Origin of the sequence: Erwinia sp. SLM-02, from assembly GCF_037450285.1 — a bacterium.
In the GTDB taxonomy this organism is placed as follows: domain Bacteria; phylum Pseudomonadota; class Gammaproteobacteria; order Enterobacterales; family Enterobacteriaceae; genus Erwinia.
Window position 1 is genome coordinate 562,465 of record NZ_JAQISN010000001.1, and the last position, 16,698, is coordinate 579,162.

15 protein-coding genes are annotated in these 16,698 nt (G+C 59.2%); 9 read left to right on the forward strand and 6 right to left on the reverse strand.

Translation table 11 applies throughout. The annotated features are described in order from the left end of the window. The first annotated feature begins 61 nt into the window (after positions 1–61). From bglX to idi, 4 genes are all read left to right on the forward strand, one after another. Positions 62–2,359, forward strand: a complete 2,298-nt coding sequence (gene bglX, locus PGH32_RS02725) for a beta-glucosidase BglX (protein WP_337893114.1) — start codon at positions 62–64, stop codon at positions 2,357–2,359. A gap of 47 nt (positions 2,360–2,406) precedes the next feature. Continuing rightward, entirely contained in the window at positions 2,407–3,273 is an 867-nt protein-coding gene (locus tag PGH32_RS02730; protein ID WP_337893115.1) for an oxygenase MpaB family protein, read from the forward strand. Positions 3,274–3,378: 105 nt separating this feature from the next. Then, a complete protein-coding gene (locus PGH32_RS02735) occupies positions 3,379–4,488 on the forward strand; it encodes a suppressor of fused domain protein (RefSeq protein WP_337893116.1) in 1,110 nt (369 codons plus the stop codon). Positions 4,489–4,615: 127 nt separating this feature from the next. After that, positions 4,616–5,173, forward strand: coding sequence for an isopentenyl-diphosphate Delta-isomerase (idi, locus tag PGH32_RS02740; RefSeq protein WP_337893117.1), 558 nt, complete (start codon positions 4,616–4,618; stop codon positions 5,171–5,173). A 10-nt stretch (positions 5,174–5,183) separates the two neighbouring features. Here idi and PGH32_RS02745 read toward each other — a convergent pair whose 3' ends face one another. From PGH32_RS02745 to PGH32_RS02755, 3 genes are all read right to left on the reverse strand, one after another. Beyond that, entirely contained in the window at positions 5,184–6,665 is a 1,482-nt protein-coding gene (locus PGH32_RS02745; protein ID WP_337893118.1) for an MFS transporter, read from the reverse strand. 145 nt (positions 6,666–6,810) lie between these two features. Next, positions 6,811–6,918 (reverse strand): protein YohO, encoded by a 108-nt coding sequence (locus PGH32_RS02750; RefSeq protein WP_123332295.1) that lies wholly within the window; start codon positions 6,916–6,918, stop codon positions 6,811–6,813. 77 nt (positions 6,919–6,995) lie between these two features. Beyond that, on the reverse strand, positions 6,996–7,745 hold the full coding sequence (locus PGH32_RS02755; RefSeq protein WP_337893119.1) for a MerR family transcriptional regulator: 750 nt from the start codon (positions 7,743–7,745) through the stop codon (positions 6,996–6,998). Positions 7,746–7,891: 146 nt separating this feature from the next. Between PGH32_RS02755 and PGH32_RS02760 the strand changes: the two genes are divergently transcribed. From PGH32_RS02760 to ybiB, 4 genes are all read left to right on the forward strand, one after another. Continuing rightward, positions 7,892–8,455: a helix-turn-helix domain-containing protein gene (locus PGH32_RS02760; RefSeq protein ID WP_337893120.1), complete on the forward strand. Its 564-nt coding sequence runs from the start codon at positions 7,892–7,894 to the stop codon at positions 8,453–8,455. Then, positions 8,452–8,970: a GNAT family N-acetyltransferase gene (locus PGH32_RS02765; protein ID WP_314419996.1), complete on the forward strand. Its 519-nt coding sequence runs from the start codon at positions 8,452–8,454 to the stop codon at positions 8,968–8,970. The genes PGH32_RS02760 and PGH32_RS02765 overlap by 4 nt, the downstream gene beginning before the upstream one ends. Positions 8,971–9,094: 124 nt before the next feature. After that, positions 9,095–11,257 (forward strand): ATP-dependent DNA helicase DinG, encoded by a 2,163-nt coding sequence (gene dinG / locus PGH32_RS02770; RefSeq protein WP_314419994.1) that lies wholly within the window; start codon positions 9,095–9,097, stop codon positions 11,255–11,257. 21 nt (positions 11,258–11,278) lie between these two features. Then, on the forward strand, positions 11,279–12,250 hold the full coding sequence (gene ybiB, locus PGH32_RS02775) for a DNA-binding protein YbiB (RefSeq protein WP_337893121.1): 972 nt from the start codon (positions 11,279–11,281) through the stop codon (positions 12,248–12,250). A 280-nt stretch (positions 12,251–12,530) separates the two neighbouring features. Here ybiB and PGH32_RS02780 read toward each other — a convergent pair whose 3' ends face one another. Further along, the gene (locus tag PGH32_RS02780; protein ID WP_337893122.1) at positions 12,531–12,788 is read right to left on the reverse strand and encodes a hypothetical protein; all 258 of its coding nucleotides are present in this window, start codon (positions 12,786–12,788) and stop codon (positions 12,531–12,533) included. A 271-nt stretch (positions 12,789–13,059) separates the two neighbouring features. Here PGH32_RS02780 and PGH32_RS02785 point away from each other — a divergent pair, with 271 nt between their 5' ends. After that, positions 13,060–13,587, forward strand: a complete 528-nt coding sequence (locus PGH32_RS02785) for a lipocalin family protein (protein ID WP_314419989.1) — start codon at positions 13,060–13,062, stop codon at positions 13,585–13,587. 141 nt (positions 13,588–13,728) lie between these two features. On the opposite strand, the gene PGH32_RS02790 is transcribed toward PGH32_RS02785, so the two are convergent. Beyond that, the gene (locus tag PGH32_RS02790; RefSeq protein ID WP_337893123.1) at positions 13,729–14,886 is read right to left on the reverse strand and encodes a M20 aminoacylase family protein; all 1,158 of its coding nucleotides are present in this window, start codon (positions 14,884–14,886) and stop codon (positions 13,729–13,731) included. A 113-nt stretch (positions 14,887–14,999) separates the two neighbouring features. Next, positions 15,000–16,685 carry a urocanate hydratase gene (gene hutU / locus PGH32_RS02795; RefSeq protein WP_337893124.1) on the reverse strand — a complete coding sequence of 562 codons (1,686 nt, stop codon included), beginning with the start codon at positions 16,683–16,685 and terminating at the stop codon, positions 15,000–15,002. Between the last annotated feature and the right edge of the window lie 13 nt (positions 16,686–16,698).

Genomic DNA, 16,698 nt, shown 5'->3' on the forward strand with positions numbered 1-16,698 from the left:
ATGTTGTTAACCGTTCGTCATAAAACGCATACGCCTTAGCCACCTGAGAGATGATCATCTGATGAAATGGATTTGTTCCGTCAGCTTTGCTGCCGCGCTGGCGCTGCAGCCAGCCCTTGCCGATGACCTGTTTGGTCCCCATGAACTCACACCTGCCGCACGCGATGCGTTCGTCACCGACCTGCTGAAAAAGATGACCCTTGACGAAAAAATCGGCCAGCTGCGGTTGATTAGCGTGGGGCCGGATAATCCGAAAGAAGCCATCCGTGAGATGATCAAGAACGAGCAGGTGGGGGCTATTTTTAACACTGTGACCCGACATGATATCCGCCAGATGCAGGATCAGGTGATGCAGCTCAGCCGCCTGAAGATCCCGCTGTTTTTCGCCTATGACGTGATCCACGGCCAGCGGACACAGTTCCCGATCCCGCTGGCGCTGGCCTCCAGCTGGGATACCGACGCGGTGGCAACGGTCGGGCGGATTTCAGCGTATGAAGCCGCCGATGACGGCCTGAATATGACCTGGGCACCGATGGTGGATGTCACCCGCGAACCTCGCTGGGGCCGCGGCTCTGAGGGCTTCGGTGAAGATACCTTTTTAACGGCGGAAATGGGCCGCGTGCTGGTCACCGCCATGCAGGGAAAAAGCCCGGCGGACCGCTACTCGGTGATGACCAGCGTCAAGCACTTTGCCGCCTATGGGGCGGTAGAGGGCGGCCGCGATTACAACACCGTGGACATGAGCCCGCAGCGGCTGTTTCAGGACTATCTGCCGCCGTATAAAGCGGCGCTGGATGCCGGCAGCGGCGGGGTGATGGTGGCGCTGAATTCGCTGAACGGCGTACCGGCCAGCGCCGATGGCTGGTTGCTGAAAGACGTTCTGCGCGATGAGTGGAAGTTTAAAGGCATCACCATCAGCGATCACGGCGCGATCAAAGAGCTGATCAAACACGGCGTGGCCAGCGACCCGCAGGATGCGGTGCGCGTGGCGATCAAATCCGGCGTGAACATGAGTATGAGCGATGAGTACTACAGCAAATACCTGCCGGGGCTGGTCAAAAGCGGTGCGGTGACCGAACAGGAAATTGATGATGCGGCTCGCCACGTACTGAATGTGAAATATGATATGGGGCTGTTTAACGATCCTTACAGCCACTTAGGCCCGGCCGACCAGGATCCGCCGGATACCAACGCCGAAAGCCGCCTGCATCGCAGCGACGCCCGCGACGTAGCGCGCAAAAGTATGGTGCTGCTGAAAAACCGCCAGGATACGCTGCCGTTGAAAAACAGCGGCAGCATCGCGCTGATTGGGCCGCTGGCCGACAGCCAGATTGATATTATGGGCAGCTGGTCCGCAGCGGGCGTGGCGAAGCAGTCGGTTACCCTGCTACAGGGGATGAAAAATGCCACTGCCGGTAAGGCCAACCTGCTGTATGCCAAAGGGGCGAACGTCACCGACAGTAAAGGCATCCAGGACTTCCTCAACCTTTACGAACCGGCGATGACGGTCGACAGCCGTTCACCACAGCAGATGCTGGATGAAGCCGTGGAAATGGCGAAAAAAGCCGATGTCGTGGTACTGGCGATCGGTGAAGCGCGCGGTATGGCACATGAAGCCTCCAGCCGCAGCGATCTGACGCTGCCGGAAAGCCAGCGTAAACTGATTGATGCGGTAAAAGCCACCGGCAAGCCGCTGGTCATGGTGCTGATGAACGGCCGTGCCCTGGCGATAGTGAAAGAGAGCCAGCAGGCAGATGCGCTGCTGGAAAGCTGGTACAGCGGCACCGAAGGCGGTAACGCGATTGCCGATGTGCTGTTTGGCGACTACAACCCGTCAGGTAAGCTGCCGATGTCCTTCCCGCGTTCGGTTGGACAGCTGCCGATTTACTACAACCACCTGAATACCGGGCGGCCGTATAATTTTGAGAAGCCGAACAAATACACCTCGCACTATTATGATGAGGCCAACGGCCCGCTCTATCCGTTCGGCTACGGCTTAAGCTACACCACCTTTACCCTGTCGCCGGTGAAGCTCTCTTCTTCTTCGATGCCCCGCGATGGCCGGATTGACGCCAGCGTCACGGTAACCAACAGCGGTAAGCGTGACGGTGCGACGGTGGTGCAGCTCTATCTGCACGATGAGGTGGCCAGCATCAGCCGGCCGGTGAAAGAGCTGAAGGGCTTTAAGCGCGTGATGCTGAAGGCCGGTGAGTCGCAGACCGTCACGTTCCCGATCGATGTCAGCGCGCTGAAGTTCTGGAACGCTAAGATGCAGCACGTGGCCGAGCCGGGTAAATTCAGCGTGATGATCGGGCTGGATTCCGCCCGCACTCAGAATGCGGAATTTGATTATCGTTGAGGATGGGGGGCAGGGCAGCCTGCCCCGTATTTGCAGTCAGGAAAGGTATGTCGGGCATACGAGACAGAATTCAGCAGCAGGTTTTTCGCCTTAACGGCCTGTCGCTGAATGAATTTGATATTTCGCAGCCGCCGGGCGATCCCGGTCTTTACGGGCCGGACAGCGTTATCTGGCGGGTGCATGGCGATTTCTCCTCAATGCTGTGCGGTGGCATTTCGGCGCTGCTGTTGCAGATGCTGCATCCGCTGGCGCTGGCGGGCGTCTGGGATCACTCCACCTTCCGCCAGGATATGATGGGCAGACTGCGGCGAACCAGCCAGTTTATTGCCGTCACCACCTTCGGCAACCATCGCGATGCGCAGATCCTGATCGACAGGGTGAAGCGCATCCATCTGCATATTACCGGTACGGATGCGCACGGCGTTCCCTATTCCGCTGCCGATCCGGCGCTGCTGACCTGGGTACACGTTGCCGAAACCCGCTGTTTTCTTGCCGCCCACCTGCGCTACAAGAATCCGCAGCTCAGCCTGGCGGAGCAGGATCGCTACTATGCGGAAGCGGCCCGGGTTGCGGAAGCGCTGGGGGCTGAGCAGGTGCCGAAAAGCGTCGCCGCCGTTGAAGCCTATCTTGACCGGATGCGGCCGCAGCTGCGCTGCGATGAACGCACGCGTGAAGTGCTGTCGCTGTTGATGAACGCGCCGGCACCCAGCTGGCAGGCGCGTCCGGCGATGCAGGCCATGCTGCAGGCCGGTATCGCACTGCTGCCCGACTGGGCGCTGCACGACTTTGGTTTACACTACTCGCCGTTACGACACCGCCTGATTAACGGGCGGATTTATCTGATTGCCGGGCTGTTGCGCTGGGCGATCCGCAAGGGGGCTTACCAGCGGGCCATGGCGCGCATGGGGCGCTGACCTGTACGGTTTTTGAGATAAATACCCTTGTTCTGACATAGCACAACCCGTCATCCTGCTCTATTCTCCGGGAAAAAGGATCCCTCCAGACAACGTCGAGGCGTTATGACAGAGCCCTATCAGATTGCTGAAGTGACCAATCAACAGCATACGCTGGTTGCATTGGTCGAACAGGATGACCGCACCGCCTATTTCTACATCTGGCCGGCGGAGGCTTTTCGCAGCCAGTTTGCCGTGCGCGGCTGCTGGCTGCGCAATCTGCTGCCCGCGCCGGTCCAGGAAGATACGATCGCCATGGAACAGGGCCGCGCACCGCTGCTGAGCGCGGAGTTCTGCCGCACGCTGCTGGCGGAACCGATGCTCGACCCCGCCGGATTGCAGATTATCTGGGAACCGAGCGACGACGGGGCGGCCCTGTGGTATCAGGGACAGCTGTTGGCGGTCATCCCCGGCTGGAGCCTGTATCAGGAAAAGCAGGTGAGCTTTTCCGCCGGCTGCATCAAGGCCAACCGGCTGACCGCTCCGCTCGGTTCGGCATCCACTAATCCGCACTATGCCCGGGCGCAGCAGCACCGGCAGTTCTGGCGCGACTGGCAGGAAGGCCAGGGCTGGGAGCCGTTCCAGTTGAAGATGCTGGCGTGCTACAGCGAACAGTTTGGCGAGTCTCTCAAGTATTACGCCATCGATCGCGGCAATTGGCCGCCGATGGCTATTTCCCAGCATTATCATGAGGGTAACTGGTACTTTCTGACGCTGGGCATGAGCATTCGCCCGATGCCGTGGGTCGATCATCTTTACAACGATCTGGCCCCGCAGTATCGCCGAACCGAGCTGGCAATGGCCATTGACGCTGAAGTCATGACCGAGGAAAACGCGGTGCAGATGGCCAGTGCGCTGGCTGGTTTTGCCCATCTCCCCTGGGATCGTATTAGCTGGCTGGGCGAAGGGCATACGCTGACATCCTCCATGGCCCCGGTGGGGTTCGAGGGTTTTATTCTTTCCGGTGCGCTGGGCCGCGAAGCCGGGCAGTTTCCACTGCCGCGTTTTGACGACGAGAAGGTGAATCTGCTGTGGGCGGCACCGGTGACGCAGCTGGAGCGCGAATTCTCTCAGGCGGAGGAAAACGGCGGCTATGAGCTGGTTGCGCGGCTGTTGCAGTACGGCGCAGGGCATATTTTTCGTGCCCGGCAGCAGGTGGTTGAAGCCAGCGAGTAATCTTTTGTGCGCTGGCCGCGACAAACGGCGGCGGTTGTGCGGAAATTCAGGCAGTGCGCACTATTCTGTACAGTATAATGCCGCCCGGATATGCCAGAATAGCTGGGATATGACCTGAGGAGTTCGCATGGCAGCTATTGAAGTTATCCTTGTCGATCGTGAAGATCGCGCCACCGGCAAAATGGAGAAGCTTGAGGTACATGAAAAAGGATTACTGCATCGCGCGGTAACCGTTTATGTCTTTAACTCCAGCCACCAGCTGCTGTTGCAGCAGCGCGCCAGCGGCAAATATCACTGCGGCGGCCTGTGGAGTAATACCACCTGTGGTCATCCCTATCCGCAGGAGTCAACGCGCCATGCCGCCGAGCGACGGCTGTATGAAGAAATGGGCATGCGGCTGACGCTGCAGCCGGTTTTTGAGCTGAGCTACAATTTGCCCCTGAGCAACGGCCTGACCGAGCATGAGTACGGCCACGTCTATTTCACCATCAGCGATGAGCAACCGCAGCTTAATCCCGAAGAGGCCGATGCCTGGCGCTACGCTTCTCTGGCGGAGGTTCAGGCGGAAATGCAGCAGGAGCCTGAGCGTTTTACGCCCTGGTTCCTGCACACTTTTTCCCGTATTCCGGATGAGTTGACGCGCTTTATGGGCAGGGCGCATGCTCCGCTGACCAGCGATGCCTGATGTCTGGCAATTATTTGCCGTTCAGCGCGAAATCTTCCGCATCAACATCGTACCCTGACGGTTCCCAGCGGATCGCCAGCAGCGCCAGCAGGCCGACAATCGGGGCCAGCGCAATCACCCAGAACACATTCGTGCTCAGCGCTGCCGCCAGTACCGGGAACAGGAACAGCGAGGCGGTAGAGCTGGCGCGCACCATCATCTGATTAAAGCCGACGCCCACGCCGCGCAGCGAGGTAGGATAGCTCAGCGATGCGTAGGTCATGGTGTGTGCCCCCGGGCCAAAGCCCTGACCCAGCAGGAACAGCGCCAGCATGGCGACCGAAATCGCCGCCTGATGGCCGTCTTCCGGCCGGCCGACCAGCGCCAGGCCCAGCAGTGCGGTAATCTGGCAGAGATAGCCCAGCGTCATCATTTTCCATGCGCCAAAGCGCGGCACCAGCCGGACGGCAAGGATACCGCCGGTAAAGGCAAACAGCAGGTTCAGCGCCAGCGACAACAGAATGGTGGTCAGCATCGACTGCGCCAGGAAGCTGGAAATGATCACCGGCAGGCCGAAGGCCACGGCGTTATAGGCAAACGGCGAAACGATCGAGGTGACGGTGGCCAGCGTGGTGCGCCTGAGGTAAACACCTTTAAACAGCGCACCGTAGTTGCCCCAGCTGGCGCGACGCACCGGGCGGGCAGGTGTTAAATCCGCATCCTTCGCCACGTGGGCGTTGATGCCGTAGGAATTTCGCAGGATAGCGGCGGCACCGTGCAGATCGCCCTGATTCGCCGCCCAGATTGGCGATTCGCTCATGTATTTGCTGCGGATGGCGATAATAATCAGCGCCGGAATGGCCCCGAATCCGAGAATAATACGCCACATCCAGTCGCTGTGGCTTTCCGGCAGCACCGACCAGAAGAACAATACCAGCAGGTAAGACACCGAGATCGCGGCGTACCAGGTCGGGCACCACATGGCAATGCTGGCCGCTTTGTTACCGCGCCCTTTTAATTTCGAAAACTCCGCCAGGAACGCCATCGCCACCGGCAGATCGATACCGATGCCCATTCCCATCACAAATCTTGCTCCGGCGAGCACATACTCATTGGGCGCAAACGCGCAGGCCAGCGCGGCAAAAACGAAGAAGAACATATCCGCCATAAAGACGCGATAGCGGCCGATTTTATCCGTCAGATAGCCGCCAATCAGCGCGCCAACGATTGCGCCGAGGGTAATTGCTGAGGCAATCATCCCCGCTCCGGAAGGCGAAAGGCCAAACTCGCGCGTCACATCCTTCATGCCGAAGGCCAGCGCACCGAGGTCGTAGGCATCGAGGAACACGCCGCCGAGGGCGATGCCGATAACAATGCGGGCATTGCTGCGTGAACTGTCGCTGTTATTAACCAGTTGAGAGACATCCGCCGCGCGGTGGATAGTGACTGCTGCGCCGGTGGGCGCATTCCCTGCCTGCGCAACGTGCGCTGAAGAGGTGATGAGATCGGTCATGATGTTTTATAGGTCTTTTTGGAATAAACCCAGAGCATAACCAGCCCGGCTGGCGGAGTTAAATTCCAGCTGGTTATAAGATAAAACAAAAAGTTACAAAAAGGAGAGGAGCGGCAGAAAATGCCGCCTGGTGAGCAAAAGGGGGTTATTTCGAATGGAGGATCAGGGTATAGCCAGTCAGCATCACGCCGCCAATTCCACCCAAAGCCATCAGCAGAAAGATAAAGACCACACCAATTTTTTGCCAGTTCATAACGTAACCCGTTTTCTCAAAGGAAGGCGGATTATAGCGCCTTCGCTTGAGATTATTAAACCAAAGAGTGGTTTTTCTTACTCCTCATCGACCCTGTCGCCGTCGTGTGCGATAACCGTGAACCCCTGCTCCTGCCAGTGCGCCAGCTGTTCCTGCTGACGTCGGGTCAGTGCTTTGCCGGTGTAAACGAAAATTTTCTGACCGGGAAACAGCTCCGGGCGCGGCTGATCCAGCGGTTCAGCCAGCACATCAATGCGCCAGCCCTGCTGCGAAAGCCGCCAGGCCTCAAGCCACAGTCGGGTACGATCCTCATTGCCCCAGCCGATGAGCAGTGCATCCTTGCCCGCTTTTTTACGGGAGCCGGTCAGGCAGAAGGCCACGTAGTCGATCAGCGCGCCGTCCAGCAGGCTGCACATTGCGCGGGCGGTGGTCTGGTCCAGGTTCAGCCGCTGGCGAATCGGCAGAAATACGTGGTCGATCAGCGCCCCGGCCGGATTCTCACGGCCAATCGTGGCGATTTTCGCTCTCAGCTTCGACGGGCGAACGTGGCGCAGCACGTTCATCATCTCTTCCTGCAGGGTAATCCAGCCGTCGTGGATCTCGATGTTCTCGCCTTCCAGCAGCGCTTTCACTTTTCCGACCGGCACGCCGGTACTCATCCAGCGCTTAATTTCTTCAATTCGCAGAATATCGTCTTCATCAAACAGGCGGTGACCGCCCTCGGTTCTTTGAGGCTTTAACAGGCCATAGCGGCGCTGCCAGGCGCGCAGGGTTACCGGATTGATCCCGCAGCGTTCAGCAACATCACCAATGCTGTACAACGTCATTTCTCACCTCATTCACTCTCGGGCCTGATTTAACCGTATTCAATAATAGCATGCTGTACAAATAATTTGTCAGTGTACAACTTGATCTGAGCGGCGCGATGCGGTAGATCTCATATATGAGATTATTTCCCATTAATGAGAATGTCATGGATCTGGATTATACCGAGCAACGCCTGGCCCAGCGGCTGGCCGATTTGAGAATTGAACAGGGGTGGTCGCTGGAAACGCTGGCGGAGATGACCGGCATCAGCCGTGCATCGCTGTCGCGTATTGAACGCGGAGAGAGCAGCCCGACCGCCGCGCTGCTGAACCGGCTGTGCAGCGCCTATGGGCTGACCATGTCCCGCTTACTCAGTGACGTGGAGCAAAACGGCCCGCAACATCTGCGGCCGCCGCAGCAGAACGTCTGGCGTGACGCCAGCAGCGGTTATCTGCGGCGCAGCGTGTCCCCGCCCGCGCAGGCGTTTCACGCCGAACTGGTGGAGGCGCAGCTGGAACAGGGCGCGCTGATTGAGTACGACCTGCCGCCGCTCGCCGGGCTGGAGCAGCATATCTGGATGCTGGACGGCGTGCTGATTTTCCGCATGAATGATCAGCAGTGGCGGCTGGAGAAGGGCGACTGCCTGCGCTTTCATCTGTTTGGCCGCACGTCATTCAGCGCGCCGGAAGCCGGAGGCGCACGCTATGCGCTGGTGGTGGCACGCCCATGAACCAGATTGAATACGAATGGCTAAACGCGCAGCAGGCGCGTGATGAGCTTCCGGCACTGTGCCGGGTGCTGAACGGCTGCGTTGCGCAGGGCGCCAGCGTCGGCTTTGTGGACTGCGATCCGCAGACTTTCAGCCGCTTCTGGCAGGATGTGGTGTTCAGTCTGGCCTGTGGCGATAAAACGCTGCTGGTTGCCAGGCTGGCGGACCGCATAGTGGCGACGGTGATGGTGGTGCTGGCCATGCCGCCGAACGGTGCGCACCGCGCCGAGGTGATCAAGCTGCTGGTGCATCCCGATGCGCGTCGGCGGGGGATCGCCCGGGAACTGATGCTGAGAGCGGAAGCCCGCGCCAGAGAGGCGGGCCGAACGCTGCTGGTGCTTGATACCCGCAGCGGCGACGTGGCGGAACCGCTCTATCGCTCGCTGGGCTGGCAGGTGGCGGGGGAAATTCCGCACTACGCCTGCTCCACAGAAGGCGTACTGGATGCCACCACGCTGATGTACAAACGATGCTGACCCGCGCCGTGCCGCTGGATAAAGGCTGAGCGGCACGACTTTCCTGGCGGGATCCGCATCCTCAGGCTGACGCCGGCGCGATACTGTGTAAAAATACAGCCCTGATTTTTTGGTAAGGGTTGTCATGGCGTTAACTGCGGCGTTAAAAGCGCAAATTGCCGGGTGGTATAAAGCCCTGCAACAGCAAGTCCCCGATTTTATTCCGCGCGCACCGCAGCGGCAGATGATTGCTGAAGTGGCGAAAACGCTGTCGGGTGAAGAGGGACGCCATCTGGCTATTGAAGCACCGACCGGCGTAGGGAAAACCCTCTCCTACCTGATCCCCGGCATCGCGGTCAGCCGCGCGGAGGAAAAGCCGCTGGTGGTCAGCACCGCCAACGTGGCGCTGCAGGATCAGATTTACAGCAAAGATCTGCCGCTGCTGAAGAAAATCATTCCCGACCTGACCTTTACCGCAGCGTTTGGCCGTGGGCGCTACGTCTGCCCGCGCAATCTGTCGGCGTTGGCTACCGATGAGGAGAAGCAGGGCGATCTGCTGCTGTTTCTGGACGATGATATGACCGCCAGCAAGGCGGAGCGGGCGATCTGCTGCGAGCTGGAAAAAGCGTTAAATCGTTACGAATGGGACGGCCTGCGCGATCACTGCAAGGACAACATCGAAGACTCTCTCTGGCAGCGCATCAGCACCGATAAGGCCAACTGTCTCGGCAGCAACTGTCACTGGTTTCGTGAATGCCCGTTTTACGTTGCGCGCCGCGAAATCGAAAACGCCGACGTGGTGGTGGCTAACCATGCGCTGGTGATGGCGGCGCTGGAAACAGAATCCGTACTGCCGCCGCCGAAGCACCTGCTGCTGGTGCTGGATGAAGGTCATCATCTGCCCGACGTGGCGCGTGACGCGCTGGAAATGAGCGGCGAAATAACGCCCGGCTGGAATACGCTGCAGCTCGATCTGTTTGGCCGGCTGGTTGAGCAGTGTATGGCGCAGTTCAGGCCGAAACGTCCGCCGCCGCTGGCGAACCCGGACCGCCTGAAGGAACACTGTGAAGAGGTGCGCGAACAGCTGCAAATGCTGTCGCAGATCCTCGGGCTTTATTTACCGCCGGACGGGCAGGAGGGGGAGTACCGTTTTGAGATGGGGCTGCTGCCGGAGGAGGTAATGACCCTCTGCGGCAGGCTGTTCAAGCTCTGCGATGCGCTGCGCGGGCTGGCGGAAGGACTGGTTAACGATCTCAGTGAGAAAAGCGGGCAGTACGACGTGGTGCGCCTGCACCGAACCCTGCTGCAGATGAACCGCGCGCTGGGCTGGTTTGAAGCCAGCAGCAAGCTGTGGCGGCTGGCGGCGCTGGAACAGACGTCCGGCGCGCCGGTGTCGAAGTGGGTCACCCGCGAGCTGCGCGAGGGTAACGTTCACCTGATGCTGCACTGTGCGGGGATCCGCGTCAGCGATCAGCTGGAGAAGCTGCTGTGGCGTAAAATCCCCCACGTGGTGCTGACCTCCGCGACCCTGCGTTCGCTGAACAGCTTCCAGCGACTGCAGGAGATGTCCGGCCTGAGCGAAAAGGCGGACGACCGTTTTGTTGCGCTGGACTCGCCGTTTAATCACGTGGAACAGGGCAAACTGGTTATTCCGCAGATGCAGCACGAGCCGCTGCTGGCCAACGAGGTGGCGCATCTTGCCGAAATGGCCCATTTCTTCCGCCATCAGATAAAGCTGGCGCAGCATAAGGGGCTGCTGGTGCTGTTCGCCAGCAACCGGGCGATGCAGCAGTTTATTGCTTACCTGCCCGAGCTGCGGTTAATGATGCTGGTTCAGGGCGACAAACCGCGCCCGGCGCTGGTGGCGCTGCATCGTCAGCGCGTAGAGCGCGGGGAAACCAGCGTGCTGGTCGGCTTGCAGTCCTTTGCGGAGGGGCTGGATTTGAAAGGCGCGCTGCTTTCTCAGGTCCATATTCATAAAATCGCTTTCCCCCCGGTGGACAGTCCGGTTATTTTGACCGAGGGCGAATGGCTGAAAAGCCTGAAGCGTTATCCTTTTGAGGTGCAGAGTCTGCCCAGCGCCTCGTTTAATCTTATCCAACAGGTGGGAAGGCTGATCCGTAGCCACGACTGCTTCGGTGAGATTGTGATTTACGACCGGCGGCTGTTAAGCAAAAGCTACGGCGCGCGTTTGCTGGGAGCACTGCCGGTGTTTCCCATCGAACAGCCGCCGATGCCGGAAGGCGAGCTGCCCAGGGCCGTCAGCCCGCCAACGAAAAAAAGAGTGCCGCCGCGCCGCAGGCGTTAACCTTATTCAGTGAGCAAACGCATGGAACTTAACAAGATTATTAAAGAGATCGGGCGCGGTAAAAACCATGCCCGGGATATTGATATTGACAGCGCGCGTGGGCTTTACCGCCGTATGCTGGCGGGCGACGTGCCGGACCTCGAACTCGGGGCGATCCTGATTGCGTTGCGTATTAAAGGGGAAGGCGAAGAGGAGATGCTGGGCTTCTATCAGGCGATGCAGGAGCAGATGCCACGCCTGACGCCCCCCGGCGGGTTACCGATGCCGATCGTCATCCCCAGCTATAACGGTGCGCGGCGGCAGGGGAATCTGACCCCGCTGCTGGCGCTGCTGCTGAGCCGCCTCGGTTTCCCGGTTCTGGTTCACGGGGTCAGTGACGATCCCACGCGCATCACCAGCGAAGCGGTGTTCCAGGCGCTGGGCGTGCCGGCCTCGCTGACGCCGGCGGAAGCCCAGAGCAGGCTGGACGCGGGGGAAGCGGTGTTTATCACCATCGGTCAGCTGTGTGAACCGATGGAGCACCAGCTGGCAATGCGCTGGCGCATGGGCGTGCGCAACAGTGCGCATACGCTGGCCAAGCTGGCAACGCCGTTTGCCGAAGACGCGGCGCTGCGGCTGGCCAGCGTCTCGCACCCGGAATATATCCCAAAGGTTGGCAAATTCTTCAGTGATATTGGCGGTCGCGGCCTGCTGCTTAACGGCACCGAGGGCGAAGTGTATGCCAGCCCGCAGCGCTGCCCGTCAATCAGCCTGATCCACGGTGAAGAACCGCGGGTGCTGCTGGCGCGCCAGGAGGAGGTATCATTTGCCCCGGGCGAACTGCCGGAAGCGAAAGATGCGGCCACCACCGCAGCCTGGATCCACCGCTGTCTTAATCGTGAAGTGGCGGTCCCCCAATCGCTGCGTTTGCAAATCGCCTGCTGCTATGTGGCAACGGGAAGGGCACAGACGATGGAAGCGGCGCTGAGTGAGATTGAGCAAGCGGGATACTGAAGCAGGCTGTCGAAGGCTGATAAGGCGGTTGGCGTAGTTTACCGGCGATGAATCCACAGCGGCCTTGAACGGATGCGGTTTAGTCAGGATTAAATCAGGGACGGTTGATTCAGGGGCGAATGGCAACAGCCCTGGTGAATTAGTATTACCAGACTATTCAGTATTACGATCCCGAAGCCACACCGATCCCCAATAAAAAATGCGCCAGATGGCGCATTTTTAATAAATTAAACGGGTGCATCAGCGATTAAACGGGTGCATCAGCGCGGGGAATTAAGCGCTAGGCGGCCGTCTTATTGACCAGAATTTCAATATCGGCAATCGAGGCTTCCACCTCGTCATGCAGCTTGCCCTGGGCATTCAGCAGTGAATCAATTTTCCCTGCCAGTTCTTTATCTTTAAACTCACCGGAGTCAAAGGCAAGCCACTGTGCGGAAAGGGTTTCCGTATTGCTTTTCGCGTAGTGGCGAATCTCTTTAAGCTGAGAAAGCACGTCATTAATATAGTCATCTTTCGTTTTAGTTTCGATGTCAGCCATGATGAGATGTTTCCTTCTTCTGAGTTAGAAATTCAGTTTAAGCTTGGTTGAGATCGTTGGTTTTATCTCTAAGAATAATCGTAATATGTCCAGGAGGCTAAATTTCCCGCTGATTCATCCGCTGGCTGAAATAGTGATGCGTGAGCGTTCGCCCTCAGAAATATTATCCCTGACGGATAATTACCCCCTGTTTACCGGCCGGCTGGTGGCCTGATAAGAGGGGTGTACTACACTTTCATTTGCTGATAATGATGCGATTAAAGGAGCAAGTATGAAGCTGTGGCCCGTTCTTACCGGGGTGGTACTGTCACTGGGTCTGGTGGCCTGTAAATCCCCGACGCCGCCAAAAGGCGTTACGCCGATTAACGGCTTTGATGCCGGTCGCTATCTGGGCAAATGGTATGAGGTCGCCCGGCTGGAAAACCGCTTCGAGCGTGGGCTGGAGAAGGTCACCGCCACCTACGGCAAACGCAGCGATGGCGGAATATCCGTGCTTAATCGTGGCTACGATCCGGCAAAAGGACGCTGGAAAGAGAGTGAAGGGCGTGCCTACTTTACCGGTGCGCAATCCACTGCGGCGCTGAAGGTGTCGTTCTTTGGTCCGTTTTACGGTGGTTATAACGTTATTGCTCTGGATGACGACTATCGCTATGCGCTGGTCAGCGGCCCGAATCGTGATTACCTGTGGATATTGTCGCGAACGCCGCAGATCCCGGAGAGCGTTAAGCAGAACTATCTGGCAATCGCCCGCGGGCTGAATTTCCCGGTGGATAAACTGCTGTGGGTGAATCAGGGATAATTCGCTACTGGAATTGTCCTGCTTTGCGGCTGTGAGGATCGTAAAAGCAGTGTTTCAGAATGGGAAAGCCGTACAAGGTAGTTGGCCCCGTGAGGGGCCATAGAACGGTGTGATCGATGGTTGTGGTCAGGTGAATATCAATCAGCCGCGCGGCAGCAGCTGCTCAACCAGCGCGGTCCACAGCGCAATGCCGGGTGCGATCAGCTCATCGTTAAAATCATAGTTGGCGTTGTGCAGCGGCCGTGACGGCGTCTCCCCGTCAGCGCCGATCCAGAAGTACGCGCCCGGGCAGTGTTCCAGCATGCAGGCAAAATCTTCAGAGGCCATCGACGGGCTGACGTTCCAGTGCACCTTTTCTGCGGGCAGCAGCGTCAGCGCGCAGTCGCGAATTTTCGCGGCTTCGGCGGCGTGATTCATGGTCACCGGATAGTCGCCCTGGTACTCAATACTGCCCTCGATCCCCATCGGTGCGGTAAACGAGGTCACGAACTCATTGATCATCTGTTTTACCCGGTTGCGCACGTCCGCCTGCAGACAGCGCAGTGTACCGCGCAGCACCACATTTTCCGGGATGACGTTAATCGCTTCACCGCCGTTGATCTGGGTAATGCTGACCACCGCAGACGCCAGCGGCGACAGGCGGCGGGCCGGAATAGTTTGCAGCGCCATAATTAACTGGGCGGCGGCAACAATCGGATCCGCGCCGTTTTCCGGCATGGCGGCGTGACAGCTGCGGCCGCGCAGGGTGATTTCAAAGGAGTCCAGCGAGGCCATCATCGCCCCTTCATTGACGGCAACTTCACCGGCGGGCAGCCCCGGCCAGTTGTGCATGCCGTAGATGGCATCCATCGGGAACAGGGTAAACAGCCCGTCTTCCACCATGCGGCGCGCCCCGCCGAGGTTTTCCTCCGCGGGCTGGAAGACAAAATGCAGCGTTCCGCTGAAGCGGCGGGTCGTGCTCAGATGCTTTGCCACCGCCAGCAGAATGGCCGTGTGACCGTCATGCCCACAGGCGTGCATCACGCCCGGAGTCGTGGAGCGGTGGGGCGGATTGCTCAGCTCGGTAATCGGCAGTGCATCCATATCAGCGCGTAACCCGATAACCGGTCCGGGGCCGTTTTCCAGCGTTCCGACCACGCCGGTGCCTGCCAGGCCACGGTGAACCTGCAGGCCAAAGGCTTCCAGCTGCCCGGCAACCAGCTGTGACGTATGGTGCTCCTGATATCCCAGTTCAGGGCGGGCGTGCAGGGCTCTGCGCCAGCCGGTGGCTTCTTCAATCAGCGAAACGGGAACGGTCATTCAGTACTTCTCCTGTGCAGGGTTACGCGCAGAAACAAGGTAGCATAAATCGGGGGAGGAAGAAGCGGGTTGCGGGGAAGAAAACAGGCCGGTAATACCGGCCTGGATAACGCTTAATCGATCATTGGCAGATTCAGCTCGTGCTTCGCAGCACAGGCTTTCGCTACCTCATATCCGGCATCAGCATGACGCATCACGCCGGTAGCCGGATCGTTCCACAAGACGCGGCCCAGGCGTTTATCGGCCTCGGCGCTGCCGTCGGCAACGATCACTACACCCGCGTGCTGCGAGAAGCCCATGCCGACGCCGCCGCCGTGATGCAGGCTGACCCAGGTCGCGCCGCCTGCGGTGTTCAGCAGGGCATTGAGCAGCGGCCAGTCGGATACCGCATCCGATCCGTCGCGCATCGCTTCGGTTTCGCGGTTAGGGGAGGCCACGGAGCCGCAGTCGAGGTGATCGCGACCGATCACTACCGGTGCTTTCAGCTCACCGTTGCGCACCATTTCGTTAAACGCCAGCCCGGCCAGATGGCGCTCGCCCAGACCCAGCCAGCAGATTCGCGCGGGCAGACCCTGGAACGCGATCCGCTCCTGAGCCATATCCAGCCAGCGGTGCAGGTTGGTATGGTCCGGGAACAGTTCTTTCAGTTTGGCATCGGTACGGTAGATGTCCTCCGGATCGCCGGACAGGGCGACCCAGCGGAACGGACCTTTACCTTCACAGAACAGCGGACGGATATAGGCCGGCACAAAGCCCGGGAAGTCGAACGCGTTAGTCACGCCTTCTTCCAGCGCCACCTGGCGAATATTGTTACCGTAATCGACGGTAGGAATGCCCATATGGCAGAAGTCGAGCATGGCCTGCACGTGGACCGCCATTGAGGCGCGGGCGGCTTTCTCAACGGATTTCGGATCGCTGCGGCGGGCCTCTTCCCAGCGTTCAACGGACCAGCCCTGTGGCAGATAGCCGTTGATCGGGTCGTGAGCGGAGGTCTGGTCGGTGACGATATCCGGCTTCATGCCGCCCGCTTTCGCCCGTTTCACCAGCTCCGGCAGGATATCTGCGGCGTTGCCGAGCAGCCCGACGGAAATGGCGCGTTTCTCTTTGTTTGCCTGTTCTATCATCGCCAGCGCGTCGTCAAGGGTGTCGGCGCGGTAATCGACGTAGCGGGTGCGCAGGCGGAAGTCGATGCGCGAAGACTGGCACTCAACGGCCAGCACGGAGGCACCGGCCAGCACGCCCGCCAGCGGCTGCGCGCCGCCCATGCCGCCCAGCCCGGCGGTGAGGATCCATTTGCCGCTCAGATCGCCGTTATAGTGCTGGCGACCGGCTTCGGCGAAGGTTTCAAAAGTCCCCTGCACGATGCCCTGCGCGCCGATGTAGATCCAGGATCCGGCGGTCATCTGGCCGTACATCATCAGCCCGGCTTTATCGAGCTTGTTAAAGTGATCCCAGTTGGCCCAGTGCGGGACCAGGTTGGAGTTGGCAATCAGCACGCGTGGCGCATCGGCGTGGGTGCGGAAAACCCCAACCGGCTTACCGGACTGAACCAGCAGGGTTTCTTCCGGCTGCAGCGCCTGCAGCGAACGCAGGATCTGCTCAAAGCACTCCCAGTTACGGGCGGCTTTACCAATACCGCCGTACACCACTAAATCTTCCGGGCGCTCGGCAACGTCCGGGTCCAGATTGTTCTGGATCATGCGGTAAGCGGCTTCAATCAGCCAGTTGGCACAGTGCAGCGTGTCGCCGTGGGGAGCGCGAATGGTACGGGCAACGGCCTTGCTTACGGACTCAGTCATGGTTGTTTTCCTT